Consider the following 15,812-nt stretch of genomic DNA (forward strand, 5'->3'; position numbering starts at 1 on the left):
GGTACTGCAGGGGGGACCCTGTGGGAGAGTAGGACACCGCCGGACTTCCTTTAAGTCGAAATGGCCACCCAAAGCTGGGTGGCCATTTCGCATTTACAGGCGTGCTCACACGCCCGCACTCGGCATGACGCCGTCGCACCCCCGCCGACAGGAGGGGATGCGACGGCGTTTCGTCGTATCCGGGCCGGGTAGGGTCGAGAACGTGAGCGGGTTCTCGGGGCACGTACCGGGCAGCCGCGAGTACCGACGTCTTCTCATCGGTCTCTTCTTCGGCGGAGTCGCGACCTTCGCGCAGCTGTACGCCACCCAGGCGGTCCTTCCCGCCATCGCCACCGACATCGGCGGCGGCCCCGCGGCGGCCGCGCTGACCGTGTCGGCGTCGACGCTGGGTCTCGCGGCGGCCGTCATCCCGTGGTCGATCGTCGCGGATCGCATCGGTCGGGTCCCCGCCATGACGATCGGCCTCCTCGTCGCCACCGTTTTGGGGGCGCTCACGCCGTTCGCCGGTGACATGGGTGTGCTGCTGGCGCTCCGCCTCCTCGAGGGAGCGGCGCTCGGCGCCGTCCCCGCCGTCGCGCTCGCCTACCTCAGTGAAGAGGTGTCGCCGCGCCACGTGGCCGCGGCCGCAGGCTCCTACATCGCGGGAACGACGGTCGGCGGATTGTCGGGACGCGTCTTCTCGGGCTGGATCGGCGAACTCGCCGGGTGGCGGTGGGGAGTGGCATCCGTCGTCGTGCTCTGCGTGCTCGCGGCCGTACTGTTCCTCGGCCTCGTTCCGAAGGCACGCGGGTTCGTCCCCGGCCGCGCCCGGCGGGAGCGGGGGCCGACGATCCGCGCACGGCTGGCCTCCAACCTGCGATCGCCCGTGCAACTCGCGCTCTATGCGCAGGGCTTCCTTCTGATGGGGGCCTTCGTCGCGGTCTACAACTACCTCGGTTTCCATCTGACGGCTCCGCCGTTCGCCCTCGCGCCGGCGCTCGTGACCCTGCTGTTCCTCGCCTACCTCGCCGGCACGGCGTCATCGCCGCGCGCGGGAGCATTGGCGGTTCGGCACGGCCGGCTCCCCGTGCTGCTCTGGAGCATCGGGGTGATGAGCGCCGGCGCCGCACTGATGTTCGTGCCGACGCTCATCGCCGTGGTCCCCGGCCTGCTGCTGTTCACCGCCGGCTTCTTCGGCGCCCACGCCGTGGCATCCGGATGGACACCCGTCGCCGCCGAGCCGAGCGCGCGCGCCCAGGCGTCGTCTCTGTACTACCTCGGCTACTACGCCGGCTCCAGCGTGTTCGGCTGGGCGCTGGGACTGCTGTTCGGCTCGCTCGGGTGGGCGCCGTTCGTCGGAGCGGTCCTGGTGATGTGCGGTGCGGCGTTCGTGCTCGCGGTGGTGGCTCTGCGGGCGCCGCGCGGCGCCGCGTGACCCACGGATTCACCGACACACCGACGGGCGAGGTCAATGGCCACCTTCGATGTCGGGGGAACCGACTAGCGTCGATGGTGACGTGAGAGGGAGGTCGCGCGTGGATGACGCCGACGAGCGGAGCATGGCGGATGACGCCGTGGTCGATGCGGATCACTTCGACGCGGAGCGTGTCGAGGCTGACGACGTGGCGGAGGCCACGACCGAGATCAGTTACGACGAGCAGCGCTATCCGGCGCGGCCGCGGCGCCTTCGCCCGCGGGATCAGTTCCGCGGTGGCACGTTGCGCCGCTTCCTCACGGACCCGCGCAACGCCAACGGCGGCAACCCCTCCTACGTGGAGTGGCTGGTCCGCCAGTCGATGCTGAAGGATGCCGACGTGTTGAGCCGGCAGCTGTCGGGTCAGCCGTCGATGTGGCGCAACCCGTACGCCCGGCCCGATGCGCGCCGCGCCATCGAGTCGACCGACGTCTGGTTCACGGCCTACCCCATCTCGCTGATCACGCGCCCGGGGGAGTCGTTCCTCGAAGCACTCGGTGACGAGGCGCTGTGGGAGGCCTTCGAGTGGGTCGGGATCAACGGCATCCACACGGGTCCGGTCAAGCGCGCCGGCGGCATCACGGGCTGGCAGGAAACGCCCAGCGTCGACGGCCACTTCGACCGCATCAGCACGCAAATCGACCCCGAGTTCGGTGACGAGAACGCCTTCCGCCGCGTCGCCGACGTGGCGGAGTCGCACGGCGGCAGCGTCATCGACGACATCGTGCCCGGTCACACGGGCAAGGGCGCCGACTTCCGCCTCGCCGAGATGGCGTACAAGGACTACCCTGGCATCTACCACATGGTCGAGATCCCGCGTGAGGACTGGGACCTGCTGCCCGAGGTCCCCGCCGGTCGCGACTCGGTCAACCTCGACTCCGAGACCGAGCGCGAACTCAGCGCCCGTGGCTACATCATCGGCGAGCTGCAGCGCGTGATCTTCTACACCCCCGGCGTGAAAGAGACCAACTGGAGCACCACCGCTCCGGTCGTGGGAACCGACGGCCTCGAGCGCCGATGGGTCTACCTGCATTACTTCAAGGAGGGACAGCCCTCCATCAACTGGCTCGACCCCACGTTCGCGGGCATGCGCCTCGTCATCGGCGATGCCCTGCACTCGCTGGGCGACCTCGGCACGAGCGCCCTGCGTCTCGACGCGAACGGCTTCCTCGGGGTCGAGAAGAGCGCGGAAGGACTTCCGGCGTGGTCGGAAGGACACCCGCTCTCGCACGCGGCGAACCACATCATCGCGGGCATGGTCCGCAAGGTGGGCGGGTTCACCTTCCAGGAGCTCAACCTCACGATGGAGGACATCCGCGACACCGGCGCGGTGGGAGCCGACCTCTCCTACGACTTCGTGACCCGGCCCGGATACCACCACGCGCTCGCGACGGCGAACACCGAGTTCCTCCGTCTCGCGTTGAACACGGCTCTCGAGACGGGCGTGGAGCCGGTGCAGCTCGTGCACGGTCTGCAGAACCACGACGAGCTGACCTACGAGCTCGTGCACTGGGCGACCACGCACCGCGACACCCTCTACCCCTTCCGCCACGAGGAGTACAGCGGCGGAGAGATCGCCGAGATGGTGCGCGCCGACCTCACCGAGAAGCTGACGGTCGAGGCCGACTACAACCTCGTCTTCACGCAGAACGGCATCGCCTGCACCTCGGCCTCGCTGATCGCGGCCACCCAGGGCAAGGCGACCCTCGACGACATCACCGAAGCCGACATCCCGGCGATCCGCGACGCGCACCTGCTTCTCGCGAAGTACAACTCGTGGCAGCCCGGTGTGTTCGCCCTCTCGGGGTGGGACCTCACCGGGTCGCTGACGCTCCCCGCCGACGACGTGCGGCACCTGATCTCGTCGGGCGACACCCGGTGGATCGAGCGCGGAGGGCACGATCTGCTCGACGTCGCGCCCGAGGCGTCGTCGTCGATGTCGGGGATCCCGCGCGCGCGGTCGCTGTACGGCTCGCTCGGCACCCAGCAGAACGACCCCGAGTCGTTCCTCTCGGGGCTGCGCGAGGTTCTCCGCATCCGCAGCGAGAACGGCATCGCCGTCGCGTCGCAGGTCGACATCCCGCAGGTCGGTCACCCGAGCATGCTCGTCATGGTGCACCGCCTCGACGGGGGCGACCGTCGCGACGACACGGCGCCTCTGCAGATCACGGTGCTGAACTTCTCGAACGAGACGATCGAGGGCACCGTGCGCTCGGAGTGGCTCGTGCCGCAGAGCACCGCCGTCGACGCCTCCACCGGCGAGACCGTCGGTCGGGTCGACGAGCTGCAGAGCTTCTCGCTCGAGCTCGGACCCTACGCGGGCCTCTTCCTGCTGCTCGAGGCGCCGACCGTCGAGGACTGACGTCTGCGGGCGGCCGCCACCGGTGACGGACGGCGGCCGCCCGCGATGTCGGAGGCCGCGCGTAGCCTGACGCCGTGCCCCCCTCTCCTCCCTGTCTCGTCGTCGGTTGCGTCGGCGTCGTCGAGCCCGACGCGCCCATTGCGCTGTGCGCCTGGCACCTCGCGGTGAGTTCGGACTGGTCGGCCGCCCGCGAGGGCGTCACCGACGTCCTCCCCACCCCGTGCCTCGTGTGCGGATCGCGTCTCGGCGTCCGTTGGCCGTCGGGATGGCTGTGCGCGGTGTGCGAGTGGCGGCACGGAGAACCGCTCGACGACGAACTCCCCCCTCCGCGGGTCGACGTCGTCTACTACCTGCGTTTCGACGACCGCGTGAAGATCGGCACCACGGCCCACCCGCGTCGCCGCCTCGCTGCGATCTGGCACGACGAGCTCCTCGCGTTCGAGCCGGGCGACCGGCTCGTCGAGCGCCGGCGACACGCGCTGTTCGCCGACGAGCGGTTCGGGCGGACCGAGTGGTTCCGCCGCAGTCCCGCGCTCGACGCGCACATCGCCGGCCTCGCCGCGGGTGTCGACGACCCGTGGGCGCGGTACGCGCGCTGGGTGAGCGAGGCCCTCGCGCGGCGCGGTTGAGGGTGCGGGCGCAAGCCCTGTCTCGGCCGTGTCGCGCCCCGTAGCGTGGGCGCACACCCGCAGAAAGGCGACCAGCATGGGCTTCCTCGATCGACTCTTCGGTTCCGGTGACGACTCCGGACGCGCCGATGTCCCTCCCGCGCCCCGCGGGACCGCGAGCGAGCTGCGCGACACCGATGGCCGGTACGCGCCGCCCCCGCCGCAGGCTCAGGCCGTGCGGGGCGCCGCGCCCGCGGCATCCGGATCATCCGCCGACGAGCAGGCGATCGAGCGATACCGCTATCTGCTACGCACCGCTCCGCCCGAGACCGTCGAGCAGGTGCACGCCGAGGCGTTCGGCAAGCTCTCCCCGGAGCAGCGCCGGCAGGTGCTGCAGGAGCTGTCGTCGGGGCTCGACCCCGCGGAGCGACCCCGCACCGACGACCCCGACGCGCTGGCGCGAGCCGCCACCCGCGCCGAGTACCGGCAGCCGGGCTTCATGGAGCGCACGTTCGCCGGCCGTTCGTTCTCGAACGGCCCCGGGTTCGGCTCGATGCTCGGCGCCTCGATGCTCGGCACGATCGGCGGATACGTCGTCGGGTCCGCGTTGGTCGGAGCCCTCTTCGATCCCGGGTACGACGCGGGGTACGCCGACGGTGCAGCGGCCGATGACGCCGCGGGCGACGCGGGCGCGGCCGATGCCTCGGCGACGGATGCCGGGGGAGCGGATGCCGGTGGCGACATCGGCGGTGGATTCGGCGGCGACGCCGGCGGCGGGTTCGGTGGCGACTTCGGCGGCGGCGATTTCGGTGGGGGCGACTTCGGCTTCTGAGCCGGCCGGCGGGACCGAGACGGCGCCTCACCGGAGGGTCCGCGCGAGAAACCGCTCCCACCTCCCGCGGCGGCGCCTGGGAGAACGCTATGGTCGAGGCCATGGCGCCCTTCAACCCGAGCGAAGGTCTCGGCCTGCGGCGCAGCATCGTCTCGAACCAATCGCTGCTCGCCGCAGCGGCCACGATCGGCGTGATCGTGTCGATCGTGCTCGGACAGGTGCGCGATCCGGCGTTGTTCTTCGTCGGGGCGGCCGTCGTCTACGCGGGCACGATCGCGGCCGTGCTGGTGCGCTGGGAGACGCTGCCGCGCTGGGCGCTCCTGCTCCTGCCCGGCGCCGACGTGGTCGTCATCGCCGTGATGCGCGAGAGCGCCCCCGTCGCCGGCCTCGGGCTGCTGTGGGCGTTCCCGGCGCTATGGATCGGCGGGTCGTTCGGACTGCGGGGAGTGGTCGGGGTCTCGAGCGTCGTCAGCATCCTGCTGCTGCACCAGACCATCACCGACAACGAGCAGCGCTTCGCGTCGTCGACGTTCATCCTGCCGTTCATCATCGCGGCGCTGTCGTCGATGGCCCACCTCACTGCGCGCCGGGCGAGAGCGCAACGCGCCCTTCTCGAGAAGCAGTCGGCCGAGCTGCGTCGCGCCGTCGAGCGGGCGCAACGGCAGGAAGACCTCGTGACGGAGGTGCTGGATGCCGTCGACTTCGGTGTGACGCGCATCACCGCGACGGGCGAGTTCGCCGTGACCAACACCGCGCACGGGCTGCTGCTCAACACGACCGACGCCTTCGGGCACGAGATCGCCGTCTTCGCCGCGGACGGCTCGACGGCCATCGCCGCCTCGGCGAGCCCGCTCGCCCGCGCGCGCGCCGGCGAGGTGTTCGAGAGCGAGATGGTCTGGTACGGGCTCCCGGGTGAGGACCGGCGCGCCCTCAGCGTGACCGCGCGCCGCCTCCCCGCCCCCGGCGGGGTGGACGCCGGGGGAGTGGTCGTCTCGCGCGATGTCACCGTCGAGGAGCAGGCCCGCCGTGCGCGCGAGGACCTCGTCGCGAGCGTCTCGCACGAACTCCGCACCCCGCTGACCTCGATCATCGGCTACCTCGACCTGGTGCTCGACGACGACACCCTCGGCGACGTTGCGCGCGACCGGCTCGAGATCGCGGAGCGGAACGCCTCCCGACTGCTCGAACTGGTCGCCGACATCCTCTCGCAGTCCACGGACTCGGGCGGGGGGAGTGCCATCGAACTGGACCGCAGCCCCACCGACATCGCCGCGCTGGTCCGCGCCGCGGTCGAGTCGATCGAACCGCGGGCCCGAGATCACGGCATCCGGATCCTCACCGGTGAGATGGCCCCGATCCGCGCCGTCGTCGATGCCCGACGCGTGCGTCAGATCGTCGACAACCTGCTCTCGAACGCCGTCAAGTACATCCCCCGCGGCGCCTCGATCACCGTGACGGTCACCGCCGACGTGCAGTCGCTGTCGATCGTGGTCGCGGACGACGGCCCGGGGATCTCACCGAGCGAGCAGGCGCGCCTGTTCGAAAGATTCTTCCGCGGAGACGCCGTACGCAAGACCTCGACGCACGGCAGCGGCCTCGGGCTCGCCATCAGTCGCGACCTCGCGCGCGCGCACGGCGGGGAGATCACCGTGCGCACCGCCTCGGGCGAAGGCGCCACATTCACCGTGCGGCTGCCGCGCGACCCGAAGGAGGGCGCATGAACCTCGACCTGCTGAGCCTGCAGACCGCCGCATCGGTGGTGATCGTCGTGTCGGCCGTGATGTACCTGCTCGACACGCTCATGCTCAAGGACGGCCTGCCCGGCCGGCTCTGGGCCAGTGCGTATCTGGCGGGCACGTTCTCGGCCCTCTGCTACCTGGGCTGGCTCCTGCTGCCCGACGTCTTCCTCACGATCGCGCTCGGCAACGGCGCCTTCGTCGCGGCGACCGGTTTCATCTGGCTCGGGTGCGTCGCCTTCAACAGGCGCTCGGTGCGCATTCCCGCGCTGATCGTCGCGGCCGTCGGGCTGATCGTCGTCGTCGCGGCCCTCGCCGCGGGTCCCGACGGCGGGGACTGGGCCGGAGCGGTGGCGCTGTTCCTCGGCAACGCCGCCCTCGCTGTGGCCGGTGCCGTCGAAACCCGTCGCGGCGCGATCCGACGCCGGTGGAGCTCCACCGGGTTGACGCTGGTCCTGGGGATCGAGGCGGTGTGGTTCGTGGTCCGCACGGTCGTCTTCCTCAGCGTGGGTCCCGACAGCGAGCTGTTCCGGACGGTCTTCGACACGCGGGTGTCGTCGCTTCTCACGATCACGCTGGTGATCGCGGCGGTCGTGGTGACCTCGGCTCTGCGGGCCAACGAGTCCGCCCTGCGCGGGCCGGGCACGGCGAAGTCGTTGTCGGTGGATGCCGACGGCGTGCTGTTCCGCGAATCGTTCGAGGCGACGATGACCATCGTCTGCGCGCGCGCCGAGAGCGCCGATGAGGGCGTCGGCCTGATCGGCGTGCGCATCGACGACCTGCGGCGCGTCGCCGTGGCCTTCGGGCCCGACGAGGCGGACTCGATCGCGGGAGAGTTCCGGGCGTCGGTGCGTCGTCACGCGCCCACCATGGCCCTCGTGGGAGAGGTCGATGCCGCCGGGGTCGCGGTGGCGTTCACCACCACGGCGACCACCGATGTGAGGCGGATCGCGCGCATCCTGCACGAGCGGGTCGTCGCCGACCTCGCCCGTCTCGGGCCGTCGGTGGTTCCGGTGGTGGGCACCGGCATGGCGCTCACCGCCGACCACGGGTTCGACGCCGCCGCGCTCATCGCGCGCGCGGACGAGGCTGCCGCGCAGGCCGCCGTGACCGGCGCGCAGCCCTTCGGGGTGGTCTGATCGCTCAGGCGGAGGCGGCGAGGAGCGATTCGACGCGCTGGCGGAGCTCGCGTGGGCGGAACGGCTTGGTGAGGTAGTCGTCGGCGCCGGCCTCGCGTCCGGCGCGCTGCTCGGCATCGTCGGCACGGGCGCTGACCATCAGGATGCGTGTCGTGCTGAACGCGCGGATGCGCCGAGCGGTCTCGAACCCGTCGATGCCGGGCATGCTCACGTCGAGAGTGACCACGGACGGATCGTGTCGACGGACCAGCTCGATCCCGTCGAGTCCGGTCGCGGCGGCGTGCACGACGAACCCGGCTCCCTCGAGCACCGTCGACACGAGAAGACGGATGTCGAGGTCGTCTTCGATGACGACCGTGGTGCGCGTGGCGGACATGGCGGAGCTTTCAGGGCCGAGCGGGCGGCGGCCTTCTCGAATGCTAGACGACGCGGCGGATCGCCGCTGGGGGGTGGCGCGTGTGGCATCCTCGTCGGGTGCCTCTTCTCGCGCTGACCGGCGGCATCGCCTCGGGCAAGTCGACCATCGCCTCTCTCCTCGCTGCCCACGGTGCCGTCGTGGTCGACGCCGACGCCATCGTGCGCGAGGTCCAGGCTCCGGGATCCCCGGTGCTCGCCGCGATCGAGCGCGAGTTCGGGGCCGAGGTCATCCGCCCCGACGGAGCGCTGGATCGCGCTGCCCTCGGCGCGCGCGTGTTCGGGCATCCCGAGCGGCTCGCGGCGTTGAACGCCCTCGTGCATCCCGCGGTCCGCGCCGAGTCGGAGCGCCGGTTCCAGGAGGCGTTCGCCGCGGATCCCGCTGCGGTGGTGGTCTACGACGTGCCCTTGCTCGCGGAGGCGCGCGGCGGCGACGCGTGGGATCTCGTCGTGGTCGCCCACGCCCCGGCCGAGCAGCGGGTGCACCGCCTCGTGCACGAGCGCGGGATGACGGATGCCGACGCCCGAGCCCGAATCGGCTCGCAGGTCGGCGACGACGAGCGTCTCGCGCTGGCCGACGTGGTGATCGACACGGCGACGACGATGGACGACACCCGCGCGCAGGTCGACCGGCTCTGGGAGCGGATCACCGCCGGCTGAGACCGCACGCCGGTGCGTTCCGGCTGTCGCGCTCGCGCTGGGCGAACGCAAGCCGACCCCGATGTCGGAGGTCCCGCCTACGCTGGAATCATGCAGGCCACGCGTTCCGTCCGTCCCTTCGAGGTCATCAGCGAGTACACCCCGTCCGGCGATCAGCCGCAGGCGATCGCCGAGCTCGCCGGGCGCATCAATGCGGGTGAGACCGACGTCGTGCTGCTCGGTGCCACGGGTACCGGAAAGTCGGCGACGACGGCCTGGCTCGTCGAGCAGGTGCAGCGGCCGACCCTCGTGCTCGCCCATAACAAGACCCTCGCGGCGCAGCTCGCGAACGAGTTCCGCGAGCTCATGCCCAACAACGCGGTCGAGTACTTCGTGTCGTACTACGACTATTACCAGCCCGAGGCCTACGTGCCCCAGACGGACACCTTCATCGAGAAGGACAGCTCGATCAACGCCGAGGTCGAGCGCCTGCGCCACTCGACCACGAACTCGCTGCTCTCGCGCCGCGACGTGGTCGTGGTCTCGACCGTTTCGTGCATCTACGGTCTCGGCGCGCCCGAAGAGTACCTGCGCGCGATGGTCGCGCTGCAGGTGGGGGAGCGCTACGACCGCGACGCGCTCATCCGCAAGTTCATCTCCATGCAGTACAACCGCAACGACGTCGATTTCTCGCGGGGCAACTTCCGCGTGCGCGGCGACACGATCGAGATCATCCCGGTGTACGAGGAGTACGCCATCCGCATCGAGATGTTCGGCGACGAGATCGAGGCGCTGTACACACTGCATCCGCTCACGGGCGACGTGATCGAGAAGATGGCCTCGGTGCCGATCTTTCCGGCGTCGCACTACGTCGCGGGCACCGAGACCGTGCAGCGCGCGATCGGCACGATCGAACACGAGCTCGAGGAGCGCCTCAAAGAGTTCGAGATGCAGGGCAAGCTCCTCGAGGCCCAGCGACTGCGCATGCGCACGTCGTTCGACCTCGAGATGCTGCAGCAGCTCGGCTTCTGCTCGGGCATCGAGAACTACTCCCGGCACATGGACGGCCGCATGCCCGGCGATCCGCCGCACACTCTGCTCGACTTCTTCCCCGACGACTTCCTCCTCGTCATCGACGAGTCGCACGTGACGGTGCCGCAGATCGGTGCCATGTACGAGGGCGACGCGTCGCGCAAGCGCACGCTCGTCGAGCACGGCTTCCGCCTGCCCAGCGCCATGGACAACCGCCCGCTGCGGTGGGACGAATTCAAGGAGCGCGTCGGGCAGACGGTCTACCTGTCGGCGACCCCGGGACGCTACGAGATGGGCATCGCCGACGGCGTGGTCGAGCAGATCATCCGCCCCACCGGACTCGTCGACCCCGAGATCATCGTGAAGCCCTCGAAGGGGCAGATCGACGACCTGCTCGAAGAGATCCGCATCCGCGTCGAGAAAGACGAACGCGTGCTGGTCACGACCCTGACCAAGAAGATGGCCGAGGAGCTCACCGACTTCCTCGGTGAGCACGGGGTGCGCGTGCGCTACCTGCACTCCGACGTCGACACGCTCCGCCGCGTCGAGCTGCTCACCGAGCTGCGCGCCGGCGTGTACGACGTGCTCGTGGGCATCAACCTGCTCCGCGAGGGTCTCGACCTCCCCGAGGTCTCGCTCGTCGCGATCCTCGACGCCGACAAGGAGGGATTCCTGCGCAGCGGCACATCCCTCATCCAGACCATCGGCCGTGCCGCCCGAAACGTGTCGGGCGAGGTGCACATGTACGCCGACAAGATGACCGACTCGATGGCGAAGGCCATCGAAGAGACCGAGCGTCGCCGAGAGAAGCAGATCGCCTACAACACCGAGCACGGCATCGACCCGCAGCCGCTGCGCAAGAAGATCGCCGACATCACCGAGGTGCTGAACCGCGAGGCCTCCGACACGAAGAAGCTGCTGGCACGCAACGACAAGGCGGGTAAGGGCAAGTCGCCCACACCGTCTCTGCGCCGGACCGGGATCGCGGCCGAGGGTGCCGACCAGCTCGAGTCGACGATCGCCGACCTGACCCAGCAGATGCTGGCGGCCGCGTCGGAGCTGAAGTTCGAGCTCGCCGGACGCCTTCGCGACGAGGTGCAGGACATGAAGAAGGAGCTGCGCGCCATGGAGCGCGCGGGTCACGCCTGAGACCGGGAGGGTCGTCATGCAGCAGCGCGTCACGCTCGTCACTCTCGGAGTGGCCGATCTCGATCGCGCTGTCGCGTTCTACCGCGCGCTCGGGTGGCGGGAGCACCGTTCGTCGGTCGCCGGCGAGGTGGCGTTCTTCGACACCGGCGGCCAGGTGCTCGCGCTGTGGGGTCGCGCAGAGCTCGCCGCGGACTCGGGAGTCGAGGACGGCGGAGGATGGGGCGGAGTGACCTTGGCCCACAACGTCGATGACGTCGCCGAGGTCGATGCCATTCTGGCCGACGCCGAAGCGGCCGGGGCGCGACTCGCGCGGACAGGCGCGGAGACGCCGTGGGGTGGCTATTCCGGGGTGTTCGTCGATCCCGACGGGCACCCGTGGGAGATCGCCGTCAATCCCGGCTGGCCCTTGGACGAGCAGGGCAGGCCCGACCTCGACTGAACGGGCCGCCGTCGGCTGGACGCTGAGCGTCGCGTGCGGCGCCGGAAGTGTGCGCTGAGCGCAGCGCCGAAGCCCTGCGGCCTGCGCGCTGAGCGCCGCGGTGGCTCTCCGGTCTGTGCGCTGAGCGCCGCGCCGTTGCCCGCGGACCCGTGCGCTGAGCGCAGCACCGAGGTCCTCGGGGCAACCGGTGGTGCCGTCGGACAGGTGTTCCTGCGCGTCAGCCCACCGGCGCTGGGTGGCTCAGGGGCAGTGCAGCAGGGGCTTGGGTCCCGACCGGTCGACGCTGTGCTCGGTCATCGCGTGACCGCACAGCGGGCAGGGGCGTCCCGTTCGCACGGGTTCGGGCGTGGTCTCGTACGGGCCGACCGACGCCGGCCCGGCGACGCGGATGAGTCGCGTGTTGAGGTACTGGTACCAGCCCCCGGCCTCGCGGACGCGCTCGCGCAGCGGCGGGCGTTCCGGATCCTTTCGTGTCATGATCATTAGTGTACTAAGTATTTGGGAGGGTGCGTGGACGATCCACTGAAGCTCGAGAACCAGGTGTGCTTCGCGCTCGTCACGGCCGCGCGCAACGTGGTGTCGATCTACCGGCCGGTGCTCGAGCGGCTGGGGCTCACCCACCCGCAGTACCTCGTGATGCTCGCTCTCTGGGAGCAGGCGCCGCGCTCCCTGGGTGCCCTGGCCGGAGAGCTCGCCATGGAACCCGCGACACTCTCGCCGCTGGTCAAGCGCCTGGAGGCGCAAGGGCGGGTGGTGCGCTCCCGTCGCGCCGACGACGAGCGCGTGCTCGACATCGACCTGACCGACGAGGGCCGGGCGCTGCGTGAGGCGGCTCTCGAGGTCCCAGGCAAGATCATGGAGCGCGTGGGCGTCGACGAGCGCGCGCTGCGGGCGCTGCGCGACGGGCTCGCCCCCTTTGCGGCGGATCCGAGGCCGTGATCGGAGGGCTCGCACCTTCGCACATTCGTGCGCCCGGGGCGAACCCGGGGCCGATGTCGGAGGTCCGACCTAGACTTAACAGGTGCCCATCGTTCCCGTCTCCTCGCCCTCCTCTGCGGCGAATTCCGGCTCCAGCGGAAAGCTGAGTGTCCGGGGTGCCCGCGTCCACAACCTGAAGAACGTCGACCTCGACATCCCGCGCGACTCCCTCGTCGTCTTCACGGGGCTGTCGGGTTCGGGCAAGTCGAGCCTCGCGTTCGACACGATCTTCGCCGAGGGCCAGCGTCGGTACGTGGAGTCGCTGAGCGCTTACGCGCGTCAGTTCCTCGGCCAGGTCGACCGCCCCGACGTCGACTTCATCGAGGGGCTCAGCCCCGCGGTGTCGATCGACCAGAAGTCGACCAACCGCAACCCTCGGTCCACGGTGGGCACCATCACCGAGATCCACGACTACATGCGTCTGCTCTGGGCGCGCATCGGCGTGCCGCACTGCCCCGACTGCGGCGCGCGCATCCAGCGTCAGACGGTGCAGCAGATCGCCGACCAGCTCATGGAGCTGCCCGAGCGCACGCGCTATCAGATCGTCGCCCCCGTCGTCACGCAGAAGAAGGGCGAGTTCGTCGATCTCTTCAAAGAGCTGAGCGCCAAGGGCTACGCCCGCGCGGTGGTCGACGGTGAGCTCGTGCAGCTGTCGGAGCCCCCGACGCTGAAGAAGAGCTACAAGCACGACATCGCCGTGGTGGTCGACCGGCTCGTGGCATCCGGAGACAACCTCAGCCGCGTCACCGACTCCGTCGAGACGGCGATGGGCCTCGCCGGCGGCATCATGCAGGTCAACTACGTCGACGAAGAGGGCGACGACGCGTGGCAGTCGTTCTCCGAGAAGCTCGCGTGCCCCAACGGGCACCCGCTGCAGCTGACCGAGATCGAGCCCCGCACGTTCTCGTTCAACGCGCCGTTCGGCGCCTGCCCCGTCTGCTCCGGTCTCGGCACCCGCATGTCGGTCGACGTCGACCTCATGCTCGGCGACGAGGAGCTCTCGATCCGCGAGGGCGCGATCCTGCCCTGGACCACGCAGGGCAAGGGACTGTTCCAGTACTACGAGCGCCTCCTCGAGGGTCTTGCCCGCGACCTGGACTTCTCGCTCGACACCCCGTGGAAAGACCTCTCGCACGACGTCCAGCAGGCGGTGCTGCGCGGCGAGAACTACAAGGTCACCGTCAAGTGGAAGAACCGCTACGGCCGCGAGATGCGCTACGCCTCGGGCTTCGAGGGCGTCGTCCCCTATATCGAGCGCCAGTACCTGCAGGCCGAGTCCGACACGCAGCGCCAGCGCTGGTCGGAGTACCTGCGCGAGGTGCCCTGCGCCGTGTGCGACGGCGATCGTCTGAAGCCCGAGGTGCTCGCCGTGCTCGTCGACGACACCTCGATCGCCGCGGCCTCGCGCATGAGCCTGGCCGACGCGCGCGAGTTCTTCTCGAACCTCACGCTCACCGACCGCGAAGCGACCATCGCCGCGGCGGTGCTGCGCGAGATCCGCGCGCGACTCGACTTCCTGCTGCAGGTCGGACTCAACTACCTCAGCCTCGGTCGCGCGGCGGGCACGCTCTCGGGCGGTGAGGCGCAGCGCATCCGCCTGGCCACGCAGATCGGTTCCGGACTCACGGGCGTGCTCTACGTGCTCGACGAGCCGTCGATCGGCCTGCACCAGCGCGACAACCGCCGTCTCATCCAGACCCTCGAGACGCTGCGCGACCTCGGCAACACCCTCATCGTCGTCGAGCACGACGAAGAAACCATCCACGCCGCCGACTGGGTCGTCGACATCGGACCCCGCGCCGGCGTCGACGGCGGCAACGTCGTGCACTCCGGTCCGCTGGCCGGGCTCCTCGACGACGAGGCCTCGCTCACCGGCGCCTACCTCTCGGGTCGCCGCTCGATCGAGGCACCCAAGAAGCGCCGCAAGATCGACAAGAAGCGCCAGGTCAGCGTGGTCGGTGCGCGCGAGAACAACCTGCAGAACGTCACCGCCGACTTCCCGCTCGGCGTGCTCACCGCCGTCACCGGCGTGAGCGGTTCGGGCAAGTCGACCCTGGTCAACGGCATCCTGTACGAAGTCCTCGCGTCCAAGCTCAACGGCGCGCGGCGCGTGCCGGGCAAGCACACCCGCGTCACGGGGCTGGACAACCTCGATAAGGTCGTGCACGTCGACCAGGCGCCCATCGGCCGCACCCCGCGCTCGAATCCCGCGACCTACACCGGAGTGTTCGACCGCATCCGCAGCCTCTTCGCCGAGACGCCCGAGGCGAAGGTCCGCGGCTACCAGGCCGGGCGCTTCAGCTTCAACGTCAAGGGCGGACGCTGCGAGGCCTGCTCGGGCGACGGCACGCTGAAGATCGAGATGAACTTCCTGCCCGACGTCTACGTCGACTGCGAGGTCTGCCACGGCAAGCGGTACAACCGCGACACCCTGTCGGTGCACTACAAGGGCAAGAACATCGCCGAGGTGCTCGAGATGCCCATCTCCGAGGCCGCCGAGTTCTTCGAGCCAATCCAGGCGATCCACCGCTACCTCAAGACCCTCGTCGACGTGGGCCTCGGCTACGTGCGCCTGGGCCAGTCCGCGACCACCCTGTCGGGCGGCGAGGCGCAGCGCGTCAAGCTCGCGACCGAGCTCCAGCGCCGCAGCAACGGCCGATCAATCTACGTGCTCGACGAGCCCACGACCGGTCTGCACTTCGAAGACGTCTCGCTGCTGCTCAAGGTGCTCAACGGTCTCGTCGACAAGGGCAACACGGTCATCGTGATCGAGCACAATCTCGACGTGATCAAGAGCTCCGACTGGGTCATCGACCTCGGGCCCGAGGGCGGCGCGGGCGGCGGCACGATCGTCGCGACGGGCACCCCCGAGCAGGTCGCCAAGGTGCCCGAGAGCCACACGGGCGCGTTCCTCGCCGAGCTGCTCGAGACGGGTCGCACGGGCGCGCAGCGCAACACCGCGACGGACGCCGGAAGCGCCGAGCGGGAGCTCGTGGGCGCGGCGGGCTGAGCCGTGGCATCCCGAGAACGG

13 protein-coding genes are annotated in these 15,812 nt (G+C 70.1%); 11 read left to right on the forward strand and 2 right to left on the reverse strand.

Annotated features, from left to right (window positions below; genetic code table 11):
• Positions 1-202: 202 nt before the first annotated feature.
• The 6 genes from LPW41_RS07975 (at position 203) to LPW41_RS08000 (ending at position 8,130) form a co-directional block, all read left to right on the forward strand.
• On the forward strand, positions 203-1,414 hold the full coding sequence (locus tag LPW41_RS07975; RefSeq protein WP_230704540.1) for an MFS transporter: 1,212 nt from the start codon (positions 203-205) through the stop codon (positions 1,412-1,414).
• A gap of 100 nt (positions 1,415-1,514) precedes the next feature.
• Positions 1,515-3,815 carry a maltose alpha-D-glucosyltransferase gene (gene treS / locus LPW41_RS07980; RefSeq protein WP_230704541.1) on the forward strand — a complete coding sequence of 767 codons (2,301 nt, stop codon included), beginning with the start codon at positions 1,515-1,517 and terminating at the stop codon, positions 3,813-3,815.
• Between the two features lie 74 nt (positions 3,816-3,889).
• The gene (locus LPW41_RS07985; protein ID WP_154096744.1) at positions 3,890-4,444 is read left to right on the forward strand and encodes a GIY-YIG nuclease family protein; all 555 of its coding nucleotides are present in this window, start codon (positions 3,890-3,892) and stop codon (positions 4,442-4,444) included.
• Positions 4,445-4,520: 76 nt separating this feature from the next.
• Positions 4,521-5,255 (forward strand): hypothetical protein, encoded by a 735-nt coding sequence (locus LPW41_RS07990; protein WP_230704542.1) that lies wholly within the window; start codon positions 4,521-4,523, stop codon positions 5,253-5,255.
• A gap of 89 nt (positions 5,256-5,344) precedes the next feature.
• Positions 5,345-6,976 (forward strand): cell wall metabolism sensor histidine kinase WalK, encoded by a 1,632-nt coding sequence (locus LPW41_RS07995; RefSeq protein WP_230704543.1) that lies wholly within the window; start codon positions 5,345-5,347, stop codon positions 6,974-6,976.
• On the forward strand, positions 6,973-8,130 hold the full coding sequence (locus LPW41_RS08000; protein ID WP_144833166.1) for a diguanylate cyclase: 1,158 nt from the start codon (positions 6,973-6,975) through the stop codon (positions 8,128-8,130). Before LPW41_RS07995 ends, LPW41_RS08000 begins: the two co-directional genes overlap by 4 nt.
• 4 nt (positions 8,131-8,134) lie before the next feature.
• Here the strand turns inward: LPW41_RS08000 and LPW41_RS08005 are convergent, their stop codons facing one another.
• Positions 8,135-8,506, reverse strand: a complete 372-nt coding sequence (locus LPW41_RS08005; RefSeq protein WP_154096742.1) for a response regulator transcription factor — start codon at positions 8,504-8,506, stop codon at positions 8,135-8,137.
• 98 nt (positions 8,507-8,604) lie between these two features.
• Here LPW41_RS08005 and coaE point away from each other — a divergent pair, with 98 nt between their 5' ends.
• The 3 genes from coaE to LPW41_RS08020 all read left to right on the forward strand — a co-directional run bounded on the left by coaE (position 8,605) and on the right by LPW41_RS08020 (position 11,803).
• The gene (gene coaE, locus LPW41_RS08010) at positions 8,605-9,204 is read left to right on the forward strand and encodes a dephospho-CoA kinase (protein ID WP_230704544.1); all 600 of its coding nucleotides are present in this window, start codon (positions 8,605-8,607) and stop codon (positions 9,202-9,204) included.
• 90 nt (positions 9,205-9,294) lie between these two features.
• A complete protein-coding gene (uvrB, locus tag LPW41_RS08015) occupies positions 9,295-11,364 on the forward strand; it encodes an excinuclease ABC subunit UvrB (protein ID WP_144833171.1) in 2,070 nt (689 codons plus the stop codon).
• A 16-nt stretch (positions 11,365-11,380) separates the two neighbouring features.
• Positions 11,381-11,803 (forward strand): VOC family protein, encoded by a 423-nt coding sequence (locus LPW41_RS08020; protein ID WP_144833172.1) that lies wholly within the window; start codon positions 11,381-11,383, stop codon positions 11,801-11,803.
• A gap of 240 nt (positions 11,804-12,043) precedes the next feature.
• Here LPW41_RS08020 and LPW41_RS08025 read toward each other — a convergent pair whose 3' ends face one another.
• Positions 12,044-12,280, reverse strand: a complete 237-nt coding sequence (locus LPW41_RS08025; RefSeq protein ID WP_230704545.1) for a hypothetical protein — start codon at positions 12,278-12,280, stop codon at positions 12,044-12,046.
• Positions 12,281-12,313: 33 nt separating this feature from the next.
• Here LPW41_RS08025 and LPW41_RS08030 point away from each other — a divergent pair, with 33 nt between their 5' ends.
• Together LPW41_RS08030 and uvrA are read left to right on the forward strand one after the other, a co-directional pair.
• Entirely contained in the window at positions 12,314-12,742 is a 429-nt protein-coding gene (locus LPW41_RS08030) for a MarR family winged helix-turn-helix transcriptional regulator (protein WP_144833176.1), read from the forward strand.
• Between the two features lie 82 nt (positions 12,743-12,824).
• Positions 12,825-15,791: an excinuclease ABC subunit UvrA gene (uvrA, locus tag LPW41_RS08035; protein ID WP_186325513.1), complete on the forward strand. Its 2,967-nt coding sequence runs from the start codon at positions 12,825-12,827 to the stop codon at positions 15,789-15,791.
• Positions 15,792-15,812 lie beyond the last annotated feature (21 nt).

The sequence above is a fragment of the Microbacterium sp. JC 701 genome (assembly GCF_021026215.1).
In the GTDB taxonomy this organism is placed as follows: Bacteria; Actinomycetota; Actinomycetes; order Actinomycetales; family Microbacteriaceae; genus Microbacterium; species Microbacterium algihabitans.